At 59.1% G+C, this 26,886-nt stretch carries 28 protein-coding genes; 11 read left to right on the top strand and 17 right to left on the bottom strand.

Features of this window, described 5'->3' with window-relative positions; all coding sequences use genetic code 11:
• Positions 1 to 117: 117 nt before the first annotated feature.
• Positions 118 to 1,128, top strand: coding sequence for an NAD-dependent epimerase/dehydratase family protein (locus BHU62_RS01105; RefSeq protein ID WP_073528745.1), 1,011 nt, complete (start codon positions 118 to 120; stop codon positions 1,126 to 1,128).
• Here the strand turns inward: BHU62_RS01105 and BHU62_RS01110 are convergent, their stop codons facing one another.
• Positions 1,129 to 1,965 carry an N-acetylmuramoyl-L-alanine amidase gene (locus BHU62_RS01110; protein ID WP_073528746.1) on the bottom strand — a complete coding sequence of 279 codons (837 nt, stop codon included), beginning with the start codon at positions 1,963 to 1,965 and terminating at the stop codon, positions 1,129 to 1,131.
• A gap of 187 nt (positions 1,966 to 2,152) precedes the next feature.
• Between BHU62_RS01110 and BHU62_RS01115 the strand changes: the two genes are divergently transcribed.
• Complete coding sequence (locus BHU62_RS01115; protein WP_073528747.1) at positions 2,153 to 3,703, top strand: DUF3300 domain-containing protein; 1,551 nt, start codon at positions 2,153 to 2,155, stop codon at positions 3,701 to 3,703.
• A gap of 47 nt (positions 3,704 to 3,750) precedes the next feature.
• Here the strand turns inward: BHU62_RS01115 and BHU62_RS01120 are convergent, their stop codons facing one another.
• Positions 3,751 to 4,074 carry a heavy metal-binding domain-containing protein gene (locus tag BHU62_RS01120; protein ID WP_004928400.1) on the bottom strand — a complete coding sequence of 108 codons (324 nt, stop codon included), beginning with the start codon at positions 4,072 to 4,074 and terminating at the stop codon, positions 3,751 to 3,753.
• A gap of 159 nt (positions 4,075 to 4,233) precedes the next feature.
• Between BHU62_RS01120 and BHU62_RS01125 the strand changes: the two genes are divergently transcribed.
• From BHU62_RS01125 to artJ (BHU62_RS01150), 6 genes are all read left to right on the top strand, one after another.
• A complete protein-coding gene (locus BHU62_RS01125; RefSeq protein WP_049202208.1) occupies positions 4,234 to 4,776 on the top strand; it encodes a lipoprotein in 543 nt (180 codons plus the stop codon).
• Between the two features lie 264 nt (positions 4,777 to 5,040).
• Positions 5,041 to 5,769 carry an arginine ABC transporter ATP-binding protein ArtP gene (gene artP / locus BHU62_RS01130; protein ID WP_038884338.1) on the top strand — a complete coding sequence of 243 codons (729 nt, stop codon included), beginning with the start codon at positions 5,041 to 5,043 and terminating at the stop codon, positions 5,767 to 5,769.
• A gap of 32 nt (positions 5,770 to 5,801) precedes the next feature.
• Positions 5,802 to 6,533: an arginine ABC transporter substrate-binding protein gene (gene artJ / locus BHU62_RS01135; protein WP_073528748.1), complete on the top strand. Its 732-nt coding sequence runs from the start codon at positions 5,802 to 5,804 to the stop codon at positions 6,531 to 6,533.
• Between the two features lie 9 nt (positions 6,534 to 6,542).
• Positions 6,543 to 7,259, top strand: coding sequence for an arginine ABC transporter permease ArtQ (gene artQ / locus BHU62_RS01140; RefSeq protein ID WP_073528749.1), 717 nt, complete (start codon positions 6,543 to 6,545; stop codon positions 7,257 to 7,259).
• Positions 7,259 to 7,927, top strand: a complete 669-nt coding sequence (artM, locus tag BHU62_RS01145; RefSeq protein WP_073528750.1) for an arginine ABC transporter permease ArtM — start codon at positions 7,259 to 7,261, stop codon at positions 7,925 to 7,927. The genes artQ and artM overlap by 1 nt, the downstream gene beginning before the upstream one ends.
• A gap of 199 nt (positions 7,928 to 8,126) precedes the next feature.
• Positions 8,127 to 8,861 (top strand): arginine ABC transporter substrate-binding protein, encoded by a 735-nt coding sequence (artJ, locus tag BHU62_RS01150; protein ID WP_073528751.1) that lies wholly within the window; start codon positions 8,127 to 8,129, stop codon positions 8,859 to 8,861.
• A gap of 32 nt (positions 8,862 to 8,893) precedes the next feature.
• Here the strand turns inward: artJ (BHU62_RS01150) and rlmC are convergent, their stop codons facing one another.
• The 9 genes from rlmC to BHU62_RS01195 form a co-directional block, all read right to left on the bottom strand.
• Positions 8,894 to 10,024, bottom strand: a complete 1,131-nt coding sequence (gene rlmC, locus BHU62_RS01155) for a 23S rRNA (uracil(747)-C(5))-methyltransferase RlmC (RefSeq protein ID WP_073528752.1) — start codon at positions 10,022 to 10,024, stop codon at positions 8,894 to 8,896.
• A 69-nt stretch (positions 10,025 to 10,093) separates the two neighbouring features.
• Positions 10,094 to 10,573 (bottom strand): YbjO family protein, encoded by a 480-nt coding sequence (locus tag BHU62_RS01160; RefSeq protein WP_073528753.1) that lies wholly within the window; start codon positions 10,571 to 10,573, stop codon positions 10,094 to 10,096.
• Positions 10,574 to 10,677: 104 nt separating this feature from the next.
• Positions 10,678 to 11,523, bottom strand: a complete 846-nt coding sequence (gene potI / locus BHU62_RS01165; protein WP_073528754.1) for a putrescine ABC transporter permease PotI — start codon at positions 11,521 to 11,523, stop codon at positions 10,678 to 10,680.
• On the bottom strand, positions 11,520 to 12,482 hold the full coding sequence (gene potH, locus BHU62_RS01170) for a putrescine ABC transporter permease PotH (protein WP_073528755.1): 963 nt from the start codon (positions 12,480 to 12,482) through the stop codon (positions 11,520 to 11,522). The genes potI and potH overlap by 4 nt, the downstream gene beginning before the upstream one ends.
• Before the next feature lie 24 nt (positions 12,483 to 12,506).
• Positions 12,507 to 13,640, bottom strand: coding sequence for a putrescine ABC transporter ATP-binding subunit PotG (gene potG, locus BHU62_RS01175; protein WP_073528756.1), 1,134 nt, complete (start codon positions 13,638 to 13,640; stop codon positions 12,507 to 12,509).
• 122 nt (positions 13,641 to 13,762) lie between these two features.
• The gene (gene potF / locus BHU62_RS01180; protein WP_073528757.1) at positions 13,763 to 14,872 is read right to left on the bottom strand and encodes a spermidine/putrescine ABC transporter substrate-binding protein PotF; all 1,110 of its coding nucleotides are present in this window, start codon (positions 14,870 to 14,872) and stop codon (positions 13,763 to 13,765) included.
• 406 nt (positions 14,873 to 15,278) lie between these two features.
• Positions 15,279 to 15,758: a YbjN domain-containing protein gene (locus tag BHU62_RS01185; protein WP_060421651.1), complete on the bottom strand. Its 480-nt coding sequence runs from the start codon at positions 15,756 to 15,758 to the stop codon at positions 15,279 to 15,281.
• 135 nt (positions 15,759 to 15,893) lie between these two features.
• Positions 15,894 to 16,796 carry a 30S ribosomal protein S6--L-glutamate ligase gene (gene rimK / locus BHU62_RS01190; RefSeq protein ID WP_073528758.1) on the bottom strand — a complete coding sequence of 301 codons (903 nt, stop codon included), beginning with the start codon at positions 16,794 to 16,796 and terminating at the stop codon, positions 15,894 to 15,896.
• Positions 16,797 to 16,851: 55 nt separating this feature from the next.
• A complete protein-coding gene (locus tag BHU62_RS01195) occupies positions 16,852 to 17,166 on the bottom strand; it encodes a YbjC family protein (RefSeq protein ID WP_073528759.1) in 315 nt (104 codons plus the stop codon).
• A gap of 231 nt (positions 17,167 to 17,397) precedes the next feature.
• Here BHU62_RS01195 and BHU62_RS01200 point away from each other — a divergent pair, with 231 nt between their 5' ends.
• Positions 17,398 to 17,661 carry a GrxA family glutaredoxin gene (locus tag BHU62_RS01200; RefSeq protein ID WP_004938676.1) on the top strand — a complete coding sequence of 88 codons (264 nt, stop codon included), beginning with the start codon at positions 17,398 to 17,400 and terminating at the stop codon, positions 17,659 to 17,661.
• A gap of 39 nt (positions 17,662 to 17,700) precedes the next feature.
• Here the strand turns inward: BHU62_RS01200 and BHU62_RS01205 are convergent, their stop codons facing one another.
• On the bottom strand, positions 17,701 to 18,090 hold the full coding sequence (locus BHU62_RS01205; RefSeq protein ID WP_015377289.1) for an inner membrane protein YbjM: 390 nt from the start codon (positions 18,088 to 18,090) through the stop codon (positions 17,701 to 17,703).
• A 295-nt stretch (positions 18,091 to 18,385) separates the two neighbouring features.
• Here BHU62_RS01205 and BHU62_RS01210 point away from each other — a divergent pair, with 295 nt between their 5' ends.
• Complete coding sequence (locus BHU62_RS01210; RefSeq protein ID WP_004938680.1) at positions 18,386 to 20,074, top strand: aspartate:alanine antiporter; 1,689 nt, start codon at positions 18,386 to 18,388, stop codon at positions 20,072 to 20,074.
• A 328-nt stretch (positions 20,075 to 20,402) separates the two neighbouring features.
• Positions 20,403 to 21,017: a hypothetical protein gene (locus BHU62_RS01220; RefSeq protein WP_073528761.1), complete on the top strand. Its 615-nt coding sequence runs from the start codon at positions 20,403 to 20,405 to the stop codon at positions 21,015 to 21,017.
• A 239-nt stretch (positions 21,018 to 21,256) separates the two neighbouring features.
• Here the strand turns inward: BHU62_RS01220 and BHU62_RS25330 are convergent, their stop codons facing one another.
• The 5 genes from BHU62_RS25330 to BHU62_RS24555 form a co-directional block, all read right to left on the bottom strand.
• Positions 21,257 to 21,616 carry a hypothetical protein gene (locus BHU62_RS25330; protein WP_236720558.1) on the bottom strand — a complete coding sequence of 120 codons (360 nt, stop codon included), beginning with the start codon at positions 21,614 to 21,616 and terminating at the stop codon, positions 21,257 to 21,259.
• A gap of 87 nt (positions 21,617 to 21,703) precedes the next feature.
• Positions 21,704 to 23,359 (bottom strand): hypothetical protein, encoded by a 1,656-nt coding sequence (locus BHU62_RS01230; protein WP_073528763.1) that lies wholly within the window; start codon positions 23,357 to 23,359, stop codon positions 21,704 to 21,706.
• Positions 23,346 to 23,915: a hypothetical protein gene (locus BHU62_RS01235; protein WP_073528764.1), complete on the bottom strand. Its 570-nt coding sequence runs from the start codon at positions 23,913 to 23,915 to the stop codon at positions 23,346 to 23,348. The genes BHU62_RS01230 and BHU62_RS01235 overlap by 14 nt, the downstream gene beginning before the upstream one ends.
• The gene (locus BHU62_RS01240) at positions 23,890 to 24,639 is read right to left on the bottom strand and encodes a hypothetical protein (protein WP_321970030.1); all 750 of its coding nucleotides are present in this window, start codon (positions 24,637 to 24,639) and stop codon (positions 23,890 to 23,892) included. The genes BHU62_RS01235 and BHU62_RS01240 overlap by 26 nt, the downstream gene beginning before the upstream one ends.
• Positions 24,636 to 26,792 (bottom strand): tail fiber protein, encoded by a 2,157-nt coding sequence (locus tag BHU62_RS24555; RefSeq protein WP_236720571.1) that lies wholly within the window; start codon positions 26,790 to 26,792, stop codon positions 24,636 to 24,638. The genes BHU62_RS01240 and BHU62_RS24555 overlap by 4 nt, the downstream gene beginning before the upstream one ends.
• Positions 26,793 to 26,886: the final 94 nt, after the last annotated feature.

Here is a 26,886-nt window from a genome sequence, read left to right on the forward strand (position 1 = left end):
GCTTCGGGGCTTTCCGATTGCATAGCGCACGAAATCACGGAAGAATGGCATCTTATTTGCTGGGAGCGCCGCAAGCGCCCACCGGTATTCCGATTTTGGGTGAGAATAGAGTCCGTTATGAAGGTATTGGTCACCGGTGCAACCAGTGGGTTAGGCCGTAACGCCGTTGAATATCTGCGCCGTCAGGGCATCAAAGTGCGTGCCACCGGCCGCAACCAGGCGATGGGCAGCCTGCTGGAAAAAATGGGCGCGGAGTTCATTCATGCCGACCTCACCAATCTGATCTCCTCGCAGGCCAAGGCGATGCTGGCGGACGTCGACGTGCTGTGGCACTGCTCCAGCTTTACCTCACCCTGGGGTACCGAAGAGGCCTTCGAACTGGCCAACGTGCGCGCTACCCGCCGCCTCGGCGAATGGGCGGCGGCCTACGGCGTGGCGCAGTTTATCCACATCTCTTCCCCGGCGATCTATTTCGATTACCACCATCACCGCAACGTGACCGAAGATTTCCGCCCGCAGCGCTACGCCAACGAATTCGCGCGCAGCAAGGCCGCTGGCGAGCAGGTGATCCAGCAGCTGGCGCTGGCCAATCCGCAAACCCATTTCACTATTCTGCGCCCGCAGGGGCTGTTCGGGCCGCACGACAAGGTGATGCTGCCGCGGCTGCTGCAGATGATCAAACGCTACGGCAACCTGCTGCTGCCGCGCGGCGGCGCGGCGATGGTGGACATGACCTATCTGGAAAATGCGGTGCACGCCATGTGGCTGGCGACGCTAAAAGAAGATACGCCATCCGGCCGCGCCTACAATATCACCAACCAGCAGCCGCGCCCGCTGCGCACCGTGGTGCAACAGCTGATCGACGATTTGGGCATGAAATGCCGCATCCGCTCCGTCCCCTATCCGATGCTCGACATGATGGCGCGCGGCATGGAGCGTCTGGGCAGCAAAAGCGAGAAAGAGCCGGTGCTGACCCACTACGGCGTCGCCAAACTCAACTTCGACCTCACGCTCGACACCACCCGTGCGCAGCAAGAGCTGGGCTATCAGCCGATCGTCTCGCTGGAAGAAGGCATCGCGCGCACCGCCCGCTGGCTGAAAGATCACGGTAAGCTGCACGGCCTGTAATCAACGCGCCGCGCCGTATTTCAACAGCAGCGCATCGACAATCGCCTCGCTCTCGGCATCCGGCTCACCGCGAAAATCGTCGGGCCGGAAATGCATCTGAAACGCCGCCAGCACATTGCGCTGCCGCCGTGCCTCCCATGACGAGTCGATCGCATAACCGTAACGCGCCAGCTTTTCGAGCAGCGGCGCCATCGGCACCGACGCGTGGCGGTCACGTCCCGCCAACAAACGCCGCACATCCCGTTCATCCGGCCAGGCGCCGATGCCGGCCTGCGCCAACTGCCGCCAGGGGAACAGCGGGCCGGGATCCTGTTTACGCTGCGGTGCGATGTCGCTATGCCCCACCACGTCCTGCGGCTGGATGCCATAGCGTTGGATAATGTCGCGGCTCAACGGGATCAACACGGCGATCTGCTCCGGCGTATAGGGTTGCCAGCGGGTGAACAGCATGCTGCGGGTGAACCCTTTGTTGACGATTTCGATGCCGATCGAGGTGTCGTTGAGATTGCTGCGGCCGCGCCAGGCACTGGCGCCGGCATGCCAGGCGCGCATCGCTTCCGGCACCAGTCGATACACCGTCGGCTTGCCGTGTTCGCGCTGCGGATGTGCCGGCAACAGGTAATGTGCGCTGACGTGCTCATCGGTCAGCGTTTTCAGCGACGAGTGGAAGTCTTCCGCCGTGTAGTGCATCACCAGAAACCGAATGCGCTGATCGGCGCCCTGCGCCTGATGCAAGGTTTCGATCTGATAGTCGCCGCGATCGACAAGAGTGTCCTGCTGAGGATTTTGGCACCCCGCCAACAGCGCGACGGCGATGATCCCTGGCCAAATTTTCACTTATCCTCCTGATTTGCGTCCGTGAAAGATGTAACGCCACGCGATTAACCTGTATCCAATCATCACGCCAGTCGAGAAATGATGACAGATAACGCCGATATGCAAGCGAGTGTTTCTCCCGGCTGGCGCCCGCTGCCCTCCATGATAGTCTCAAAGTATCATCAGCGCTGAAAGAGCGGAGTTGCACATGTTCACACCACGCTATCTGACTTGGTTGCTTTGTACCGCCCTGCTGCCGCTCAGCGGCTGCGATCAGCAAAAAGTCGCCAGTGCGATGGGGGGAGGCACCCCGCCCTCGGCCGCTCCCGCCGCCAGCGCGAGCGCACCGGCGTATACGCCGCTGACCGCCGACCAGCTGTACCAGTTGGTCAGCCCGGTGGCGCTGTTCCCCGACAAGCTGCTGGCACAAGTCTTGGCCGGCGCGGGTTATCCTGACCAAATCAGCGCCGCCGATGCCTGGCTGGCGCAAAACCGCGGCCTGCAACCGGCGGCGCTCAGCTCAGCGGCCGACGCTCAGCCTTGGGATCCCAGCGTGCGCGGCCTGGTACAATTCCCCGATGTGCTCGATCAGATGGCGAAAAACATTCCCTGGACCACCGCTCTGGGCAGCGCCTACCTCAACGATCCCACCGACGTGATGAACGCCATTCAGGTGATGCGCCAGCGGGCGGCCAACCGGGGCACGCTGAAAAACACCCCGCAGCAGCGCATCGTCGTGGCCCCCACCACCCGTTACGTTGAGCAGCAGTCCTATCGCCAGAGCGTAGTCGCGGCGCCGGGCGAAACCATTGTTATCGAACCCAGCCAGCCGGATACGGTCTACGTGCCGTATTACGACCCCTGGGTGGCCTACGGCGCGCCGATACCGGCCTATCCGAGCTATCAGTATCAGCCCTCGGGCTACAGCGGCGGCGATATGCTGGCGGCCGGCGTGATCAGCTTCGGCGTCGGTATCGCGGTCGCCACCTTGCTCAACCAGCACAACAGCGGCTGGCACAACTGGGATATGCGTTGGGATGACCGACGTCAACCGGTGGTCTATCGCAATGCGCCCTACGTGTCGCATTCCACCACCGTGGTGAATCGCGTCACCAACATCAACCAATATAACAACGTGAACAACGTGAATCGCAGCAGCACCAGCACGGTGAACAACTACAATAATACCACCACCGCGCCGACGCCGCGCTTCGCCCAGCCCGCGCCCAACGCGGCGCCGCATGCCGCACCGACGGCGCCCGCCGTCCACGCGCCGATGACCATGCCGAACTTCACGCATACGCAGCCGGCAGCGGCCGCGCCGCATGCGCAACAACCGGTAAACGCGCCCCATGCGCAGCAACCGATGACCATGCCGACATTCACGCATACCGCTCCGGCGGCACCTCACGCACATCAGCCGATGGTCACGCATTCAGCGCCGGTACAGGCGCACCCGATGCAGGAACAACAGCACTCGATGCCGGCCAGCGCACCGGCGCATCAATCCTTCGTGCGGCCACAGACTCAGGTGGCGCCACACGTCACTCAACCGATGGTGCACGAACCGGCGCCGCCGCTGCATCCGGCGGTAGAGCGCCCGATGATGCCGGCACCGCAAGAGCACTTCGTGCCGCATCCGGCCCCGGCGCCGCAGATCCATCAGCCGCCCGTGCAGCAGATACAGCATCGCCAAGAGCCGGCGCCCGTGAAACCGCAGGAACACCGCCCGATTGAAGAACCGCATAAGGTAGGATAAAAACAGAACGTCGCCCCGGCGGAACGGCCGGGGCGCGGGGAGTGGCGTTAGCGGCTGACTTTCACCGCGGTGCCGCTAACGGTCACCATCAGCATGCTGCCGTCTTTGCCGACGGTTTCATAATCGATATCAATGCCGACCACCGCGTTGGCACCCAGCTCTTTCGCCTGGTCCTCCAACTCTTCGAACGCGATCAGACGCGCCTTGCGCAGCTCTTTCTCATAAGCGCCCGAACGGCCACCGACGATGTCACGCACGCCGGCAAAGAAATCACGAAAAATGTTGGCACCGAGGATCGCTTCGCCGGTGACCACGCCGCAGTATTCGGTGATGGTGAACCCTTCCAGGGTCGGGGTTGTTGACAGCTGCATCAGAATTCCTTGTTTGATTAATTCAACGTATCTATGACCAGAAGATTGGCGTTATGTTCGCTTAATCAATGGCACGCAGTACGAATGCAAGGCCAAAAAACGCATTTATACTGTAAGCTATCGGTCTTCATGGTAGAGACTTTCACATAAGGTAATAAGATGAAAACAAAAACGATTGCGGCTGTTTTACCCTTAGCGCTGTTGCTGAGTGCCTGTACCACGGTGGAACCGGCATATAAGGATATCGGCACCCGCAGCGGCAGCTGTGTGGAAGGCGGCCCGGATACGGTCGCACAAAAGTTCTATGACCTGCGTATCCAGCAGGGTGCCGGCTTGCCGGACAGCAACCGCCTGGCGCAGCTGCAACCTTACCTGAGCAAAGTGCTGTATCAGGATCTGGTCAGCGCCGGCCAGAACCCGGGCAAGCATCGGATCACCGGCGATCTGTTCTCCGGCAATGCGCAGGGGCCAAGCAGCGCATCCGTCGCCAGCGCCTCGACCATTCCTAATACCGATGCGAAAAACATCCCGCTGCGCGTTGACTTGAGCTACCAGAAAGACGCCAACAGCACCGTGAACTGGCAGGACGAGGTGCTGATGGTGCGCGAAGGCACCTGCTGGGTGGTTGACGATATTCGCTACCTGAATGTTCCAGCGCACGCCACCAACGGCAGCGTGCGTCAGGTACTGGAAAACCAGTAACCCGCCATGCCCCGACCGACGCGGACTTGCCGCGTCGGCTATCCCCGCCGCGCGCCTACCGCTCAGATTTCGTCCAATAGAAAAAATTTCGCTACCGATCTCACAGCCTGCGCCACAAATCCCCTCCCTCGGCTTGAGTCGCGGTATCTTGTGCTAATCTTTTACTATCCCGCCGCACAGTCATAAATTTTAACGCACAAAGATTGCATAAGTATTCTGTGGAAGTTAACATTTGCGGCATCAATGTCTATTCAATTCTGGCGCATGAGTATTCAACTTAACGGTATCAATTGCTATTACGGCGCGCATCAGGCGCTGTTTGACATCACGCTGGATTGTCCAGCCGGGGAAACCCTGGTGCTGCTTGGCCCAAGCGGCGCAGGGAAAAGTTCATTGCTGCGGGTGCTTAACCTGCTGGAAATGCCGCGTTCGGGCCAACTGCAGATCGCCGGCAACCAATTCGACTTTAAGCAGGCGCCGGGCGAGAAAGCCATTCGCGAACTGCGTCAAAATGTCGGCATGGTCTTCCAGCAATACAACCTGTGGCCTCACCTCACCGTGGTGCAGAACCTGATCGAAGCGCCTTGCCGCGTGCTGGGCCTAACCAAGGCTCAGGCGATGGAACGCGCCGACAAGCTGCTCAAGCGTCTGCGCCTGACCGACTTCGCCGATCGCTTCCCGCTGCACCTTTCCGGCGGCCAGCAGCAGCGCGTGGCGATCGCCCGCGCCCTGATGATGGAACCGCAGGTGCTGCTGTTCGATGAACCGACCGCTGCACTGGATCCGGAAATCACCGCCCAGATCGTCAGCATCATTCGCGAACTGGCCGGCACCGGCATCACTCAGGTGATCGTTACTCACGAAGTGGAAGTGGCGCGCAAGACCGCCAGCCGCGTGGTGTATATGGAAAACGGCCACGTGGTGGAGCAAGGCGACAGCAGCCACTTCACGCAGCCGCGGACCACCGAGTTTGCCAACTACTTATCACACTAACAACTAACTTGCTGTAACTTGGGGAGTTTGCGATGAAAAAACTAATAATCGCCGCCGTTCTGGCCGGCATCAGCGTTTCCGCCTCCGCAGCCGAAACAATCCGTTTCGCTACCGAAGCCTCCTATCCTCCGTTTGAATTTATTGACGCCGGCAACAAGATTCAGGGTTTTGATGTCGATCTGGCCAACGCATTGTGCAAAGAGATGCAGGCCGAGTGCACCTTCACCAACCAGGCGTTCGACAGCCTGATCCCGAGCCTGAAGTTCAAGCGGTTCGATGCGGTCATGGCCGGTATGGACATCACGCCGGAGCGTGAAAAGCAGGTGCTGTTCACCAAGCCGTACTACGATAACTCGGCGCTGTTCATCGCGCAGAAAGGCAAAATCGCCGACGTGGCGGCGCTGAAAGGTAAAAAAGTGGGCGTGCAAAACGGTACCACCCACCAAAAATACCTGACCGACAAGCACCCGGAAATCACCACCGTGCCTTACGACAGCTATCAGAACGCCATTTTGGACCTGAAGAACGGGCGCGTTGATGCCGTGTTCGGCGATACCGCAGTGGTCAACGAGTGGCTGAAACAGAATACCGTGCTGGCGGCGGTGGGCGACAAAATCACCGATAAAGACTACTTCGGCACCGGCCTCGGCATCGCGGTACGCCAGAAGAACACCGATCTGCAGGGCAAGTTCAACGCCGCTCTGGACAAGATTAAGCAGGATGGGACCTATGAAACCATCTACAAAAAATGGTTCCAGCAGTAATACGCCCCGATGAATGAATTACAACCTTTAGCAAGCGCCGCCGGCATGACCGTCGGCCTTGCCGTTTGCGCCCAGATCCTCGGGCTGATTCTGGCGATGCTGTTCGCCGTATGGGAATCATCCCGCTGGAAAGCGGTCAGCTGGCTCGGCACCGCCTGGGTGACCGTGCTGCGCGGCCTGCCGGAAATCCTGGTGGTGCTGTTTATCTATTTTGGCTCGTCGCAGCTGCTGCTGATGCTCTCCGACGGCTTTACCCTCAACCTCGGTCTGTTCCAGCTGCCGATTCAGTTGGCGATCGACAATTTCGAAGTCAGTCCATTCCTGTGCGGGGTGATCGCCCTGGCCTTGCTCTATTCCGCTTATGCCTCGCAGACGCTGCGCGGCGCGCTGAAAGCGGTGCCGCAGGGGCAGTGGGAATCCGGCCAAGCCTTGGGGCTCGGCAAGGCGGCGATCTTCTTCCGCCTGATTATGCCGCAGATGTGGCGCCACGCCCTGCCCGGCCTCGGCAACCAGTGGCTGGTGCTGCTGAAAGACACCGCGCTGGTGTCGCTGATCAGCGTGAACGACCTGATGTTGCAAACCAAGAGCATCGCCACCCGCACCCAGGAGCCCTTTACCTGGTATGTGATTGCGGCGGCGATCTACCTGCTGGTGACGCTGTTCAGCCAACACGTCATCAAACGGATCGAACTGCGCGCCACGCGCTTTGAGCGGGGGCCGGTCTGATGGTTGATTATTTGCCGGAAATCCTCAAAGGGCTGCACACCAGCCTGACGCTGACCGTCGCCGCGCTGATCGTCGCGCTGGTGCTGTCACTGCTGCTGACGGTGATCCTGACGCTGAAAACGCCGATCCTGACGCCGCTGGTCAAGGCCTATGTGACGCTGTTCACCGGTACGCCGCTGCTGGTGCAGATCTTCCTGATCTACTACGGCCCCGGCCAGTTCCCGGCGATCCGCGACTACCCGTGGTTGTGGAACCTGCTGTCGCAGCCCTGGCTGTGCGCGATGATCGCGCTGGCGCTGAACAGCGCGGCCTACACCACGCAGCTGTTCTACGGTGCGGTGCGTGCCATTCCCGCCGGGCAATGGCAATCGTGCGAAGCCCTCGGCATGTCACGCCGCCAGACGCTGCGCATTTTGTTGCCGTTCGCCTTCAAGCGTGCGCTGTCGTCCTACTCCAACGAGGTGGTGTTGGTGTTCAAAAGCACCTCGCTGGCCTACACCATCACGCTGATGGAAGTGATGGGCTACAGCCAGTTGATGTACGGCCGCACCTACGACGTAATGGTGTTCGGCGCCGCCGGCCTGGTGTACCTGTGCGTCAACGGCCTGCTGACGCTGCTGATGCGCTTGGTGGAGCGCCGCGCGCTGGCGTTTGAACGCCGCAACTGAGGCCACCTCCCCCCATAAGCCCCGCCATTGTGCGGGGCTTTTTTTATCCCCACACCAATACTTAATCATTTATATTGCATTTTAATTCACTCAATGGCAGGGTTATCAGCAGGCGCACACGTAAAAACCTCTGGCGATTACCAGTAAAAACAAACGATAGCGAATAATCACTTTCAGGATTCAGACAGGAGCTCTACGCATGAAAAAACTGCTGCTTGCCGCGACGATGCTGGCCGGGTTCACCCTTAACGCCACCGCGGCCGACACCATCCGCTTCGCCGCTTCCGCCACCTACCCGCCGTTCGAATCGCTGGACGCCAACAACCAGATCGTCGGCTTCGATATCGATCTGGCCAACGCGCTGTGCAAACAGATGCAGGCGCAGTGCACCTTCACCAACCAGTCGTTCGACAGCCTGATCGCCGCGCTAAAATTCAAGAAATACGATGCGGTGATCTCGGGCATGGATATTACGCCGGAGCGCAGCAAACAGGTCGCCTTCACCCAGCCTTACTATGCCAACTCGGCTATCGTGATCGCGCAAAAAGGCAAGTTCAGCTCGCTGGCAGATCTGAAAGGCAAAAAGCTCGGCATGGAAAACGGCACTACCCACCAGAAATACATGCAGGATAAGCACCCGGAGATTAACACCGTCTCTTACGACAGCTACCAGAACGCCATTCTGGAGCTGAAAAACGGTCGCATCGACGGCGTCTTCGGCGACACCGCCGTGGTGAACGAGTGGTTGAAAACCAACCCGCAGCTGGCGCCGGTCGGCGAGCACATCACCGACGAGCAATACTTCGGTGCCGGTCTCGGCATCGCGGTGCGCCCGGACAACCAGGCGCTGCTGGCCAAGCTGAACGCCGCGCTGGACGCCATCAAGGCCGACGGCACCTATAAGGCCATCAACGACAAATGGTTCCCGCAGTAAGCAATAAGGCCCGGTTATCCGGGCCTTATGTTTTATAAAATCCGCACCAACAGCGTCAGCACTTCGTAGTGCGCGGTATGTGGGAACATGTCGAACAGCTGCACCCGTTCGATACGGTACCCCGGCAACATCTCGATATCTTTCGCCATGCTCTCGGCGTTGCAACTGGAATACAGAATATACTCCGGCGCCATCCGGCCCAGGTAGTCGCACAGCGCCTGACCGATGCCGCGCCGCGGCGGATTGACCAGCACCAGTTGCGGCACCTGGCCTTCGGCGGTAGCGAAGCGAGTGGAATCGAGCGCCTGAAAATCAACCTTCAGTAACCCCAATCGCTGCGCCGACTGGCGCGCGCAGGCGATCGCTTCCGCGCTGATTTCGATGCCGGTCAGCCGCGTTTGCGGCTGCGCGCAGTGCAGGCCGAAACCACCGACGCCGCAGAACAGGTCCCACATGCTGTCGATGCCCAACGCGCGCACCCAGTCACGGGCAGTGGCATACAGGTTGGCGGCCACCTGCGGGTTGGTCTGGAAGAAACTTTGCGGGCGGATGAACAGCGGCACCTGATTGAACTGTTCCTCCAGCGCCTGCTGTTCGGTCAGCGCGATCTCACGCTCCCCCTCCATGATCGCCATATGCACCGGCTGAATATTGGCGGAGATCACCTTGAGCTGCGGCAGCTGCTGCTGCAGCCACGGCAGCACGGCACGCAGCTGCGCCAGTTTGGTTTCCGAGCGCAGCACGAAGCGCAGCATCACGCCGCCGTCGAGCGTACTTTCGGTCAACAGCAGGTATTTCAGCTCGCCGCGTTTGCGCGCCACGTTATACGGCGTCAGGCCCGCGCGGGCGATAAAGCTTTTCAGCACCGCAAACATCGGCGCAAAGCCGGCGGGGTACAGCGGGCAGTCGCTCAGATCGACCGGCGTGCCATCACGGTGCAACATACCGAGCAGCGGGCGCTCCACGCTGCCGCTGACCACCATCTTGGCTTTATTGCGAAATGCGCTCAGTTCCCCCGCCACCGGCTGCAGCCACTGCGCGACGTCGCGCCCGGCCAACAGCGATTGCAGGTGATGCTGTTTGTCGGCCAGTTGCTGCGGATAGGGCTTTTCCAGCCACTGGCAGGAACGGCAGGTGCCCGCCGTATACAGAGCGCAATGCATGAAGATTACCGTGAAGTTCAGAGTGACAAATTAAGGGCGCAGAGTTTACCACTCCGCGCGCCTAAAATCTCACTTGCGCGCGGCAAAGAAACGGCGGCTGGCGGAGGGCACGAACAGCAGCGCCAGGATCACCACGTCGGGGATCTTTTGCAGGATCAGAACGTGCAGGATTTGGCCGCTGGTTTCCCCTTCCACGGTGAACACCTCGGGAAAGACGCTGCCGATGGTGGCCAACAGCAGGTAAAGCACCACGATGCACTGACAGGCCACGTAACCCCAGCGCCCCCAGTTGCGGCCGCGCATCACCGCAAAACCACAGCTGATTTGCAGGCACAGCAACATCAGGCCGGCCAGAAAGATAAAGGTGGAGTCCCACGCCTGCGCGCTGGTGTTGACGAACTCCTGCGTGCCGTCGACGCCCAGCTCACCCAGCAGCAGCAGCACGCTGATACACTTGATGGCGATCATGGCGGTACCCGCCACCATCACCGGCACCGGCGCATCCGAAGTCGATCTCATTCCCTGCCCGCTTTTCAGCATGTCTGACATATCCGTGTTCCGCTACGACGCGCCACCAATACAGATGGCGCATGTAAAGTCAGGTAGTTAGTTGCAATACTTATTGATTGCAAAAATAGCAGGTTTGTTACGATTCAGCTACGGGCCGCCCGCTGTAATTCGCGCGATCGTTGTTTTTCCGAGCGCGCCATAAACCACCAGGCGATCAGGCCGAGAATGCCCACCACCAGCAGGATCAGACTGGCTAACGCGTTGATTTCCGGATTCACCCCCATACGCACGCTGGAGAACACCAGCATCGGCAGCGTGGTGGCCCCCGGGCCGGACACAAAGCTGGCGATCACCAGATCGTCCAGCGACAAAGTGAACGCCAGCATCCAACCTGAGATCAGCGCCGGCGCGATCATCGGCAAGGTGATGACAAAGAACACTTTCAGCGGCGGCGCCCCCAGATCCATCGCCGCCTCTTCGATCGAGCGATCCACCTCGCGTAGGCGTGAGCTGATCACCACCGCCACGTAAGCGGTACAGAAGGTGACGTGCGCCAGCCAGATGGTGAACATGCCGCGCTCCGACGGCCAGCCGAAGGCGTGCCCCATCGCCACAAACAGCAGCAGCAGCGACAGACCGGTGATCACGTCCGGCATCACCAGCGGCGCGGTCAGCATAAATGCGAAGCCGGTCGAGCCGCGAAAGCGGCCGAAGCGAACCATCACCACGGCGGCGATGGCGCCCAATATCACCGCGGCGGTGGCGGCAGCGGCGGCGATGGTCAGGCTCAGCCCCACCGCGCTGATCATCGCCGAATCGTGGAACAGTTCGGTATACCAGCGCGTGGACCACCCGGCCCACACCGTCACCAGCTTGGAGCTGTTGAAGGAGTAGATCACCAGCATCAGCATCGGCGCGTACAGGAAGGTAAAGCCTATCGTCAGGATGACGATGCGCCACGGTGAACGCACTACCGGCAAGTTGTTCATTCCTGCCCCCCCATTTCCTTGTTCTGATGCTTGTGGAACCACAGGATCGGCACGATCAGCAACAGCAGCATGATCGTGGCGACCGCCGAAGCGACCGGCCAGTCGCGGTTGTTGAAGAACTCCTGCCACAACACCCGGCCGATCATGATGCTGTCCGGCCCGCCGAGCAGCTCTGGGATCACGAACTCCCCCACCGCCGGAATGAACACCAGCATCGAACCGGCAATGATACCGCCGCGCGTCAGCGGCACGATCACGCTGAAGAAGGTTTTCAGCGGCCGAGCGCCCAGATCCAGCGACGCTTCCACCAGCGAGTAGTCCAGCCGGATCAGCGCCGTGTAGATCGGCAGCACCATAAACGGCAGGTAGGAATAAACGATGCCGATGTACACCGCCAGGTTGGTGTGCAGGATCACCAGCGGCTGATCGATCACCCCCAACCACATCAGAAAATTGTTCAGCGTGCCGTTGTTTTTCAGAATGCCCATCCAGGCGTAGACGCGGATCAGAAACGAGGTCCAGGAAGGCAGGATCACCAGCAGCAGCAGAATGTTGCGGGTCGACGCCTTGCTGTGGGCCACCGCCCAGGCCAGCGGATAGCCGATGATCAGGCAGCACAGCGTCGAGACCGCCGCCACGCGCAGCGACTGCAGGTAGGCGTCGATATACAGCGGATCGTCGGTCAGCTGCAGGTAGTTGGCGAAGTTGAGCGCGATGTTCAGCTTGCCGTCCGCCCAGCTCAGCAGCTCGGTGTAGGGCGGCACCGCCAGCGCCAACTCCGCCAGGCTGATCTTGAACACGATCAGGAACGGCAGCATAAACAACAGCGTCAGCCATAAATACGGCAGCGCGATCACCAGCTTGCGGCCGTGAGCCATCAGCAGGCGGTGGAACAGTGCCTTGAGGGTGCCGGGCGTTTTGGCCGGCGACTCCGGCGTGCGTTCAGAAAGCAGGGTCATACGGGTTACTCCTCACCGGCTCCACTACACCGTCAACACTACGCAGCTGTCGGTTTCCCAGCACAGACGCACTTCATCGCCCCAGGTAGGCATCCCCTTGCGGAAACGGTGGCCGTTTTGCAGTTGGGCGCTGATAATCTGCCCGCTGTGCAGCTTCACGTGGTAGATGGACAAGTCACCCAGGTAGGCGATGTGTGCCACTTCCCCCACCGCGAAGTTGCAACCGTCTTCCGGCACCTGTTCGCACAGCAGGATCTTTTCCGGCCGCAGCGCCACCTGGATCGGCACACCGTCCACCACCGAAGCGTCCGGATCCACCTTGATCGCATGGCGCAGCCCCGGGCTTTGCAGGATCAGTGCGTCGTCGTGGCGCTCCAGCAGCATGCACTCGAAGACGTTGACCGAACCGATAAATTCGGCGCTGAAACGGCTGTTCGGATGCTCGTAAATCTCTTCCGGCTCGCCGATCTGCACGAACTTGCCACGGTTCATGATGGCGATGCGCCCCGCCATGGTCATCGCCTCTTCCTGATCGTGCGTCACCATCACGCAGGTTACGCCGACGCGCTCAAGAATGTCGGTCACCTCCAGCTGCATGCGGTCGCGCAGCTTCTTGTCCAGCGCGCCCATCGGCTCATCCAGCAGCAACAGCTTCGGCCGCTTGGCCAGGCTGCGCGCCAGCGCCACCCGCTGCCGCTGGCCGCCGGAAAGCTGGTGCGGCTTGCGCTTGGCGTATTCCTGCATATGCACCAGCGCCAGCATTTCCGCCACCCGCTCGGCGATTTCCGCCCGCGGCATTTTGTCCTGCTTCAGGCCGAAGGCGATGTTCTGCTCCACCGTCATGTGCGGGAACAGCGCGTACGACTGAAACATCATGTTGATCGGCCGCTGATACGGCGGCACATGCGACATATCCTGCCCATCGAGCACGATCTGCCCTTCCGTCGGCGGTTCGAAGCCGGCCAACATACGCAGCAAAGTGGACTTGCCGCAGCCGGACGGGCCGAGCAGCGCAAAGATCTCGCCCTTGTAGATGGTGAGGCTGACGTCTTCGACCGCGTTCTGCCCGTCGAAAGTTTTGGTGAGGTTGCGGATTTCCAGCAGAGGGGTGAAAACCTTCTGCGACTTGGCTTGAGGACGAGGGATGGCGTCGTTCAATCGGGGTGCTCTCCGGCGTAAAGCGGCACAAAACCACGGCGAGCGCCGTGGCCCAAAACGGCAATGCAGGCGGGAGCCCCCGCCTGCCGGTTTACCGATGACCGGGGGTTATCCCCCCATCATCACTTCCCGCTTTTAACTTTAGTCCATGCGCGGGTAATGACACGATCCAGCTTCGGCGACTGCACGTTGAGCGTGAACAGCTTGGCGCGAATGTCGGCCGGCGGATAGACGTTCGGGTTATCGCGCACTTCGGCGTTCACCAGCGGCGTGGAATCCTTCACCGCATTGGCGTAGTAAACGTGATTGCTGATGTCCGCCATCACGTCCGGCTTCAGCAGGAAGTTCAGGAACTGGTAGGCGGCCTCCTTGTTCTTGGCGTCCGCCGGCATGGCGAACATGTCGAAGTAGGTCAGCGCTCCCTCTTTCGGGATCGCATAGGCCACGTTCACGCCGTTCTTCGCTTCTTTGGCGCGGTTGGCCGCCTGCATCACGTCGCCGGACCAGCCGATCGCCACGCAGATGTCGCCGTTTGCCAGATCGTTGATGTACTGGGAAGAGTGGAAATAACGGATATTCGGCCGCAGCTTCAGCAGCAGATCGTTGGCCGCACCGGTGTAGTCCGCCGCGTTGGTGCTGTTGGGATCTTTGCCCAGATAGTGCAATACGGTGGCGTAGACCTCGCTCGGCGCATCGAGGAAGGAGACGCCGCAGCTTTTGAGCTTCTCGAGGTTTTCCGGCTTGAAGATCAGATCCCAACTGTTGACCGGCGCGTCTTTGCCCAGCACCGCCTTCACCTTGTCGACGTTATAGCCGATGCCGGTAGTCACCATCATGTAAGGAATGCCGTATTTGTTGTCCTTGTCGTTGTGCGCCACCAGCTGCAGCATTTCGGGATCAAGGTTCTTGTAATTGGGGATCTTGCTCTTGTCGAGCGGCGCGAAGATGCCGGCCTGCGACTGGCGTTCGAGGAAGTTGGATGAAGGGACCACCAAATCGTAACCGGTGCTGCCCGCCATCAGTTTGCCTTCCAACACTTCGTTGGAGTCAAAGACGTCGTACACCACTTTGATGCCGGTTTCTTTCTGGAATTTGGCCAGGGTATCCGGCGCGATATAGTCGGACCAGTTATACACGTGCAGCGTTTTCTCTTCGGCTGACGCCGTGACGGACGCAGCCATCAACAGGCCGGCAACCACACCCGATAACCACTTTTTGCGTTGGGTGACCATCCGTAACTTCCTCCAAAACAGGGTGAATCATAGAATTGAACTTGTATCTGCAGCGATACAAAACCTTTCCTGATTGAGCGCAATCGTTGCAACCGCGAACTGAATGGCTATGCATATGATTGCATACGCCTTTTTTCACTGCCCTGCTCGCGTGGTCACAAGGTAAATCGCAAGCCCTTTGCAGAATCAGCAGCATAGCCGCTGCCACCGCAACCCGCCAGCCCCCAGGGTAAAAAACGCCTTTTATCGATTTTTTATGCAGTTTTTCTCTATGTGATACGCCATTAATGGCACAAAAGGCGAGAAAGATCGGGCGGCGAAGGCCAAAGTGCAGAATATCTTATTGCGGAGGGGAATAATGGCAGCATGCCGCCGGAGCAACGGCATGCTTAAGGTATGGCGAGGATCAGTGCAGCATCGGCTGACGCGCGGCGCCAGCGGGGATCTCTTCTTCGTCGCCCATAAACAGCAGATCGTTCGCTCGCGCCTCGAGGATCACCATCGAGACCTGCTCTTCGCCCTGCTGCATGAAGTGAGTGAACTGCTCGTAGGTGATGCCGACCGCCACGCTCAGCGACTGGCAAACGATCAGCTTCGGCAGGTTGTCGTCCTGAATGTCGACAAACGCCTTGATGGTCAGCGAACTGGCGTTGATCTGGCTCAGATCCGCCACCAGCGGGATCAGCGCGGTCGGCTTCACCTCGGCCAGCGCGGAGAACAGAATGACGTTATCCACCAGATCTATCTTGGCGTCGAACACGCCATCGAAGTTCTGCATGTGCGGCAGGTGCAGCGCCTGGCAAGAATCGCACTCAAAGAAAGAAATGCCCGACTGATCCAGCCAGCGCCGCAACAGCGCCAAATCGGGAACAATGAGTGAATCCATAATAACCAGCCTCACAATATTCAAAACGCGAAAAGGCGCATAGCTTACGGAATATTCACCCGAGACGCCACGATCAATGCGGCTTAATTCACTAATTAAGATAATGCGCGGCGAGAAAAGCGCGGTTCGGCCGCTTTATCCGCCGGATTTCAAGCGAAAGCCCGGCCGGCCCCGCTGCTCGATGTATTCGATCATCATGCCGGCGATATCCAGCCCGGTGGTGGTTTCCACCCCTTCCAACCCCGGCGACGCGTTGACCTCCATCACCAGCGGGCCGCGTTCCGCGCGCAGGATATCCACCCCGGCGACGTCCAGCCCCAGCGTGCTCGCCGCTTTCACCGCGATAGCCCGTTCTCTGCCGGTGATGGTCACTTTGCGGGCGGTGCCGCCACGGTGCAGGTTGGAGCGAAACTCGCCGGGCTTCGCCTGACGTTCGATGGCCGCGACCACCCGACCGCCCACCACCAGGCAGCGCACGTCGCACCCTTGCGCCTCGCGCACGTACTCTTGCACCAGGATATGGGCGTTTAGGCCGCGAAAGGCGTCGATCACGCTTTCCGCCGCCTGGCGGGTTTCCGCCAGCACCACGCCGATGCCCTGCGTGCCTTCCACCAGCTTGACCACCAGCGGCGCGCCGCCGACCAGCTCGATCAGGTCACCGGTGTCGTCCGGCGAATGGGCGAAACCGGTGATCGGCAGATCGATGCCCTGCCGCGCCAGCAGCTGCAGCGAGCGCAGCTTGTCGCGGGCGCGGGTAATGGCCACGGATTCGTTTAACGGGTAACTGCCAAGAAGCTCGAACTGGCGCAGCACCGCCGTGCCGTAAAAGGTAATGGCGGAACCGATGCGCGGGATCACCGCGTCATAGCGTTCCAGCTGGCGGCCGCGGTAGTGAATGGTCGGCGCCGCCGGGTTGATGTTCATGTAACAGGAGAGCGGATCGATGATATCGATGCTGTGCCCGCGCTCCTCCGCCGCTTCACGCAGCCGTTTGCATGAATAGAGCGTTCCGTCGCGAGAAAGAATGGCAATTTTCACTCGTCACCCCAAAAGGCCAACGCCTGCCCGGCAGGCGGGTTAGCGGCCGCGGCGCTCAGGCGCGCGGATCGCGATCCTGATCATTTTTCGATGCGTCCGCATCTTGCGGCTTGCGGCGATCGTTTTCCGGCGGCAGGCCGCCGCGCATCAGCGGCCCGAAGCCCTGTACCACGCGCCACACCAGAAACGCCGCCGCCGGCACCATCAGCGCCACGCCGAGGAAAATCATGCCGACCGCCGCCTGCTGCGACGCCAGCCAGCCCGGCAGCTGCAGGTGGCCGTGAATGCTGAGGTAGGCCAACACCAACATCACGATGCCCAGCCCTTCCAACACCAGCACCGGTCGCGGTAAGTCACCGAATGAACGCATATTTTTCTTCTCCAGAAGGTCTGCTCCCAGTGTAGTGAATTCCCGTCGGCGGCGACAGCCCCGGCAGACTAATTGGTTACATGAATCAGATTAACAGGTAATTCCTGCTTTTTTTTCACCGCCTCAACGGGCATAGTAGGCGCCATCTGACGCAGGTAATGACGTTTTCGGTGACGGGATGTCGTTGCAATCGCGAACAATTTATTGAAAATCCAATTTAAGGAGCGTTGCATGTTTGCAGTAATCTTCGGGCGTCCTGGCTGTCCTTATTGTGTCCGCGCTAAAGAACTGGCGGAAAAACTGACTGAAGAACGCGACGATTTCAACTTCCGTTACGTTGACATCCACGCGGAAGGCATCACCAAAGCCGATCTGGAAAAAACCGTCGGCAAGCCGGTAGAAACCGTGCCGCAGATCTTCCTGGATGAGAAGCACATCGGCGGTTGCACCGATTTCGAAGCTTACGCCAAAGAACACCTGAACCTGTTCCAGTAAGCTGGTGAACGACAAAAAAGGCGCTTAACGCGCCTTTTTTTATTGCCGCTGCCGCCGGTGCAGCTGCTGCAGCGTGTGCAACAGGCCGAGGGCGAACAGCATCAGCATCGCGCCGAACACGCACCAGAACACCGCGCTGGTGGCATAAGCCAGCTCCTGCCAGAACGAAGAGGACGGCGTCAGCCAGAAGTGACGGATCAACAGACACAGCGGCAACGCATACAGCGCGCCCAGCAGCGGGCACAGCAGCCGCTTGCGGCTCGACAGATAACTGGCTATCGCACCGGGGATCACGAACAGCAGCAGACCGGTTTCACCGTGGTGCTCATGATCCGTGCTGCCGAACAGGCCGGTTTGCTGGCCGAGAAACACCAGGCTGAACAACAGAAAACAGCTGAGAATACCCAGCCAATATCGATAACTCGTCATGCGAATTCTCCCCCGCCCAATTACCGCATCAATAGAAATCGGCCCGGTCACCTGCACAGCGCCGTTGAACCGAATTTTTTCCTTGGTCAAAAGAGAGTTAAATGCGCCCGACGGCGCAGGAAATCAGCTTTCAATGCTGGCTGTCGCCGGTCATAGCGTCTAGAATGAACGCCGCCGAACGATGGTTCGCTTCGCCTTCCGCTGGTGAGTGATTTATGACGTCGTTTTATGGCTGAATCTATCTCTTATAGTTATCTATATCAAGCACTTACTGGTAAACAATAAGTTATCCTCCGTGAACATAAACGTCGCTAGTTTGTTAAACGGTAACTACATTCTGTTACTGTTCGTGGTACTCGCACTGGGGCTGTGCCTCGGTAAACTCCGTCTGGGCTCCGTCCAACTCGGTAATTCCATTGGCGTTTTGGTGGTTTCGCTGCTGCTCGGCCAGCAACACTTCGCCATTAACACCGAGGCGCTGAATCTCGGCTTTATGCTGTTTATTTTCTGCGTCGGCGTGGAAGCCGGGCCTAACTTTTTCTCGATTTTCTTCCGCGACGGCAAAAATTACCTGATGCTGGCGCTGGTAATGGTCGGCTCGGCGATGGTGATCGCCATCGGCCTCGGCAAGCTGTTCCACTGGGACATCGGCTTGACCGCCGGCATGCTGGCCGGTTCGATGACCTCGACGCCGGTACTGGTGGGCGCCGGCGACACGCTGCGCAACACCATCGTCAACGGCCCGGCACTGCTGGCGGCGCAGGATCATCTGAGCCTCGGCTACGCCCTCACCTACCTGATCGGCCTGGTCAGCCTGATCTTCGGCGCGCGCTACCTGCCGAAGCTGCAACACCAGGACCTGTCCACCTCCGCCCAGCAGATCGCCCGCGAGCGCGGTCTGGACACCGACAGCCAGCGCAAGGTCTACCTGCCGGTGATCCGCGCCTACCGCGTCGGCCCCGAGCTGGTGGCCTGGGCAGACGGCAAGAACCTGCGCGAGCTGGGCATCTACCGCCAGACGGGCTGCTATATCGAACGCATTCGCCGCAACGGCATTCTGGCTAACCCGGACGGTGACGCGGTGCTGCAGGTGGGCGATGAGATTTCGCTGGTCGGCTACCCGGACGCCCACGCGCGGCTGGATCCTAGCTTCCGCAACGGCAAAGAAGTGTTCGATCGCGATCTGCTCGACATGCGCATCGTGACCGAAGAGATCGTGGTGAAAAACAGCAACGCGGTGAACAAGCGCCTGAGCCAGCTGAAGCTGACCGACCACGGCTGTTTCCTCAACCGCGTGATCCGCAGCCAGATCGAAATGCCGATCGACGACAGCATCGTGCTCAACAAGGGCGACGTGCTGCAGGTCAGCGGCGACGCGCGCCGGGTGAAGAGCGTGGCGGAGAAGATTGGCTTCATCTCGATCCACAGCCAGGTGACCGATCTGCTGGCATTCTGCGCCTTCTTCATCATCGGCCTGCTGATCGGCCAGATCACCATTCAGTTCAGCAACTTCTCGTTCGGTATCGGCAACGCCGCCGGCCTGCTGATGTCCGGCATCATGCTCGGCTTCCTGCGCGCCAACCACCCGACGTTCGGTTACATTCCGCAGGGCGCGCTGAACATGGTGAAAGAATTCGGCCTGATGGTGTTTATGGCCGGCGTGGGCCTGAGCGCCGGCGCCGGCATCGGCCACAGCCTGGGCGCGGTCGGCGGCCAGATGCTGATCGCCGGGCTTATCGTCAGCCTGGTGCCGGTGATTATCTGCTTCCTGTTCGGCGCCTACGTGCTGCGCATGAACCGCGCCCTGCTGTTCGGCGCCATCATGGGCGCCCGCACCTGCGCGCCGGCGATGGAGATCATCAGCGACACCGCGCGCAGCAACATCCCGGCGCTGGGCTACGCCGGCACCTACGCCATCGCTAACGTGCTGTTAACGCTGGCGGGGTCACTCATCGTGGTGCTCTGGCCGGGCATACTCGGCTGATCGATTAGCGAGAGAAATGGATCGGCGATAAAAATATTTTGATTTTTTTGTCGCCGGCCAGAACTTTCGTTGGGGGCCGCAGTCTGAATTAGTGCCACTGCTTTTCTTTGATGTCCCCATTTTGTGGAGCCCGATAATCCCGCCTTTTAGGTTCAAGATTATCGGGTTTTTTGTTGCCTGAAATAAAAATCCTTTACTTACAACGCATTAGATTCACCCCGCCCCGTCATTGGCGGCAAAATGGCGGCAGCCCAAAGTGGGACTTTTTTCTGCCCTCTCAAAGAGTTAACATTAGCGCTCCTTAACATGGAGATTTATAGAGGATTTCATGAAAAAATTTCTAAAATGGGCTTTAATAATTTTCGTTGTTCTTATTGTAATTGGGTATTTTTCTGATAAAGACAAACAGACTAACAGCACAGCATCACTTTCTAGCAGTACAACTACAGAGCAGCCTAAAAAGGAAAGGGTAGAAGATAGTTACCCAGATCAGGAAAAACGCTTCGTACAAATCGTTGAGCAGGCAATCAGTGGTTCGAAAGCTTCTGCCAATGATATGCAAAAAGGCGGGATTAAAGCTGACCGTACAGATGCCTTATGTGGCTTATTGAAGAATAAATCGGTAAAAGATTGGGTCGGTAAGGTTTATACAGTTGATTCTAATAGTGATGGTAAAGGGGTATTAACCATTCAACTTACTCGCGATATTTCGGTAAAAACCTGGAATAATGCGCTTTCTGATATCTCTGATAACACATTGCTAACTCCTAGGACTCCAATTTTTAATGCTGCGTCAAACCTCAAGAAAGGCGACTATGTTGTCTTTTCAGGCCGATTCATAGCAGACAATGAAAGCTGCATCAGAGAGTCCAGTATGGGCTTAAGCGGTGGACTTGAAGAACCAGAGTTTATCTTTAAATTTAGTGAAATAGCGCCCAAGTAAAACATCTTGAATCCAGCAAGCCCGCATTTACATGCGGGTTTTTTGTTAGCTTCCTACAGTTCAAATTTTTCAGTTGGATTTTATCTCCTTAACAACGCTGACATCATGCCGTGCCTGGCTCACCGAGTCCTTATCACAAAATCTAACGATCCTTATCAGCAAGTATCAAACCCACGTAAAATATATTTTTCCATTATTTTTCAATGGAGTGAATTTTTACCGAGATCCTACCTGGATCATTAAAACTGTAAAAGCCTGAAATTCTTTTCAATCTTTTCAGTTTGGGATTGCTCGCAAAGCCCCAGGCGCGGCGCGGCTCGGCGGGGTGTTTTGTAGAAAATCAGAACTGAAAAAATTTCCTGATCCAAATTGCGCAGGCGGGTGCGGTGTAGTGCCGTTTTCGTGGGCAAGATGTTTATTTCGTGGGGTTTCTGCCGCGCTGGCGGCACGCTGCTGCGGTGATCGGATTTATTCGCGTGGGATTGTCGCCGGGCTGGAAAGCGGCTCAGAATGGCGCACAGGCGGCCAGATTGCGGGCATGAAAAAGCCCGCGCGGGGCGGGCTGGTGCTTCCTGGTGCTGGCTTTCTTGTTTGTTCAATTTCTACACGGTTACGCGCTCAAAAGATAATTGGTTGTGTAGATCAATTACTCATTATTGATCGGTGCGGGCGATCAATATTTAACCCTACCCAATCACTGGCGCGTATTTGCTTTTCAGCTGGCTGGACTTCGTGCCGGCGGCGCTGATTGCCGCCGCGTTCTGCGGTGCGCCGGTGTTGCTGTGGGTGTGGGCCGCAGTCTGCTGCGCCAGCTCCTGCACCACCTCCAGCGTTTCCAGCATCAGAGCCATCACGTTGATTTGCTGGCTCCCCACCCACACCACCGGGGCGATCACTTCCTGGCGCGCTGCCGCTATGCTGCTGCGGATTTTACCGATCTTCTCCATCAGGCTGCCAGCCACCGCCGTGGTGGCATCGCCGCCCACGCTGGCCACTGCGTTGGCCTGCGTCGCTACGCTGTAATCGCCCTCTGCGATGTGCTGCACCGCACCGGCCAACAAGGTGGACGTGCCCAGCACCGTGGTTTTATCGTTAGCCTGCACGGTTGTGCCCCTGGCCACCACGGTGCGCGTTTCCTCATCGGCCTGGATTTCCCTGGTCATGGAATTTTCACGGATCGCCTGGTCGGTTTTCCGCTCCCAATCCCCCGCCTGGGTAACCCGTTGGGAAACTTCCTCCCGCTGCTGCTGTAGCTGCTCGCCGGGCTTCACATCCGGCAGCGTGTTGCCCTGGGCCAGCGTCTGCCGGATAAACGGCTTATCAGGCCGCCCATCAGTAAAAGCCACCTCAACCAGCGTTCCCACCGGCGGAAACTGGAACATGCCCGAATCCTGGCCCGCCATCGGCACCGGCAGCGGCACCGCCGGGTAAATCGGCGTGTTTTTTGCCGGCTGGCCGTCTGCGTCCAACAGCTGCAAATCCACGGCATAGCGGGGCCGGAATGGATCGGCCAAGTCGCCACTGGTCACCGCCTCCGCGTGGGCCTCTACCCTGGCGAATTTTGGCAGATGCAGCCCCGCCGACAACTCCGGGTAAGCCGCATCAATCTGGCGCTGCGCCGGCGTCATGGCCACGGCCTTGCCCGTCAGCGGGTTTACCGCCAGCCAGGTGATCGTGGTGTCGTCGTTTTCCAGGCGAACACTCGACAGCCGGCGGCCATTGACGACCACACCAGGGCGCAGCGCCTGCACCATTGGCAATGTCATGCTGTTGCCGCCGGCGCGCGCCTGGCTAAACTCGGCGGGAATATCCACCGGCTTGCCGGCAAACATGGAATGCGCCCAGCTTCCCAGGAACACGCCGCCATCCGGCAACGGTTGCCAAACGTAATCAGGCACGCCAAAAGCTGCCCCCAGGTTGGCCAACAGCTGATAACCCGTCCCGCTATGGGTGAAATGGGGGATCGGCTTGTCCAGGTAATCCGCCTGCGCCGGCAGCGCGATCGTTATTCCGCTGTTTTCCTCCAGCCAGCTGGCCACCTGGCGCAGCGTCGGGTGCTGGAACGAACACGGCCACAACCTTTCGAACACGCCCGCCAGCTCTCGCACAAACAACCGCTGAAAACCGTTCTCTGCCGGCTGCGCGCGCTCCACATATCCGGTGAACCAGCGCAAAATGCTATCCGTATAGCCGGCATCCAGGCGCACCAGCTTGCCGGTGTAGTCCGTTTCGGTCTGCGCGGTGATAAACCCGCGCCCGCAGCCGTTCAACTCCAGCACCAGGTTAAGATCAACCAGCGGCACCGCATCCCCGGACAACATCAGACGCTTAATCGGTTTCATTCGCCCCCACCACGCCGGCCAACGCATCATCTGCCGGCTTCAAAACGCGGCGCTCGAACCAACTCAATTTCTGTTCGTCCTCTGCCGCTGCACCCTTGCCGTTTACCTGGCCATTCGCGCCTGGCGTCTGTTTTTTGGCGGCGGTTTTGCTGCCCTCCCGCGCGTCTTTCTTTTCCGGCACGCTCAAATGCTCGCGCATCGTAAACGTCACCTGCCAGGCTTGCTTGCCGTCCTGTTTCGGCGCGTCAATCGAACCGGTGAACGTCGCCAGTCTAAAGTTAATGGCCTGGGCGGTATGGTTGGCCACACGGTAGCGTTTCAACTTGCCGCCCTCCGTGGCCTCCGCCAGAGCAAACAGGCGCGTTAACACCTTGGCTTCGCTAAACGGGATCATGCCGGAAATGCGCAGTTCCTTGGGCTTTATGCCCTGCTCGGCGTTCGCCGTGCTCGAGGTCTGCCCGGATTGGTCTTTATCCTGAAACTGCATCATCGGTGTCACCATGATCCCCTTGAGGGGGATAGCTTCACCATTAAGCGCCAGCGTGACTATCGTCATGGATCATCGCCTCCAACTGCCCTAAATCCTTGCCTACGAACAACACCGCCAGGGTAAAAACCGCATCCTGGCGGGGAACATCCTTTTTCATCGCCGCGCCAATGCTGGCGGCGGCCCCTTTTGCCGTGAACACCCACGCCGGCGCGCTTTTTCCCTGTAACGCCGTCATGGCCTCGCTCACCATCGCCAGCGCAGATTGGCGAGCCTCGGCAAAGCCGGCCAACGCCGACTGCAAGCCGCCAATACTCGCCCCAAGCGCCGCGCCCGCCTTGGCTTCTGCGATATGCTGCGCATTCAGCGCCAGGCGCTGCGCACTGGTCGAAAGCGGCACCGCCGCCGGCAATCCGCCGCCCATCTTCCCAGGCAGCTGCATCCGGGTAACAGCCTGCGTGGCCGCCGTCTGCGCCATGCGCTGCACCTGGTTTAACGCCGGCAGCGGCAGCACCCCCGACAGCGACGCAACCAACGGCATAAACTCGGCGTGTGAGTTGGCGCAGATCATAAACACGGTGGCGCTGATTTCGGCCCCCTGGCCGGCCAGCTTGCCCGCCAGGTAATCCACGGCGTTGGCCGGGCTTAGGTAACTGCCGGATGCCTCCGCCCTGCCCACGCCATAAACCCACGGATGCGCCGGCACCATCGAGCACGTCAGCGCCTGCATATCGCCAGGCATACGCAACACCGCCCGACGCCATGCCCCTTCATTTCGTTCCTGTTTCATCATGCAACACGCATCCAGCCACGAACATGCACATAGGCGTTTGTTACGTTGATAGGCTCATTACGGACAAACTCATTACCATTGCTGTTAGTGTAAGTACCCGCAGTTACATTCAGGGTGTGGCGGCCATCGTTATCCGTTCCCGACACAGTGCCGCCATATTCCGCCCCAGGGCCACGCATCCCCCCACGGTGGGAGTGATCAGGCAGGTTGTGTGCCCCGATTGTTACATGGTTATTACCGCCGGTTTGCATAGCATCATAGCCAAGGCTGATAACGCGCCCGTCATAACCTGTACCGTTCAAATCTTGCCAATCTGTACCGGGATAGATCGCACGAGGATCGACATTATTGCCCAACAGCATCACATACCCCACCGGGAACGGGCAGTGCTGATTTACCCACTCCCGAGTGGCAACCATGCCGGCTTTACTGCTGATATTGCCGCTGTAAGGATTGAAGTCCCACGCACAATCAACATTGCTGTCACCCTTGGCGTGGATCGTGGGGTGAGCGTGCTCGCTGTTAGCGGGCATCAGATAACCAAAGCTAACCGCCGTCGGGTATCCTTGATTTTTCCGGGTTGACGTTCCCTTCGCAACAGGGACGTAAATACCGCCGTTATTCACCGGCCATTGCCAATTGGGTTGGAAAAATGATGCCTGCGTGCTCAGTTGATCTGCATAAGCCCCAGCACCATTTGGCATGGCTTCGGGTGTACTGGCATAAGAAGGGGCGATAACCTGGCCGGTGAAACTCCCCCCGCTGGCCATCATTACCCGATCCCAGCCGCTAAACGTGCCGTTGACGTTGACCGCCGCACGCAAGCCAGGTTTTCCGCCCACTTCGTGCGACAGTTGTAAATAGTGCTGAAACTTGCCATTGCCTGGCGCAGTAGACAGATCGCTGCCGTTGGTTGTACACAGAACCGATCCCCACGGCACCGCCGCCCAGGAACTATTTTCAACGCTCCACACGCCTGGAGACGTTGGCGCACTATTGCCGGCCAATACGCGGGAATTGCCCATTCTGGCGGCAAAGTTGTTGCTCTGGTCTGCGGCTTTCACGTCCGCGATAGTCGGCTTATAGTCCGTGGTGTACACCCGCGCCCACGCAGTGGAACCGGGGCTATCCTTCCGCATGGATCGCAGGTAGAAAGAACGCTCACCAGACCCCACTAAAAACTGCACGTTGCGAAATTCGTTTGCCTTGCCGGTGAACAAAACCCCCATCCCACCCGGCACCGGATACCCCTTATTGGTGGCCTCTGCCAACGATTCAACGGTAAATCCGTTGGGGCGGTTCACATCGCTATCCGCGTTTGCTGTAGACCCATCGGGAAACACAATGCGCGGCACCGTCAGTGGCCCGCTCATGGCGTCGCCGGTCTGTTTCACAAAACGCCCGTCTGCCTCGGTCTTGTTCCAGGCGTTCACGTCCGACGCCAATAAGTTAACGTCGCCAGTCAGCGGCTTGCCGTTCACGCGGATAGAACGCAGGGCATATTTCTGCGCCGCCTGGGCATCGGTCAGCGCGCCAACGTCCTCCGCCGTAGGTTTATTCGCCGGCGAGTAAACGCGGGCGTTACCATCCCACACGGATGCGCCGGTGATCCGCCCCTTTGCCGAAAAAGCCCCGGTGCGCACGTTCAGGAACGCCGTGCGCCCCTGAATCCCGTCCGTTTTGCATGTGTTGAAAAAGCCAAGACCGTACCAACTCATCAGATCAAGATTGCAAGTTGCATAGCTCGCGCCGTCCCCATTGCCAGGATAAATCCCCCCATTGTTATTGTTCCACGGCACATTCACGCCGCCGGATGCCCGGATCTCTTTCTTGAACTCGCCGCCCTCGCTGGCCGATACCGCGTCCACATCTGCCGCCGTCGGCTTATATGCCGTGGTGTAAACTCGGCTCCAGGTCACACCATTTGCGGCAGTGGTTGAGCGACCAATCCAGGCATCGCCCCGACCACTGATCGCCAAATATCCCGCCGTTGGCGCGCCATCAATCGGCAAACTAACGACGCCGGCAGACGTACCGGAGATCGGCGGCTTATTCTCAGCGGCATCATTAACCCGGTAAAACTGCGCGACGTTGTTGTAAGCATCGGTTTTAGGTGCGGCCCCACCCCCCAGGCCAAACGCCCCGACCTCCATCACATTGCCACCTACCACGCCCACGTTGCGCGTGGCGGCGGTGCCTAAGCCCAGGCTCCCCCGGCTTTTCGCCTTATCCTTGAGGGAGGCCAAG

The organism is Serratia marcescens (genome assembly GCF_001902635.1).
Taxonomy (GTDB): domain Bacteria; phylum Pseudomonadota; class Gammaproteobacteria; order Enterobacterales; family Enterobacteriaceae; genus Serratia; species Serratia marcescens_F.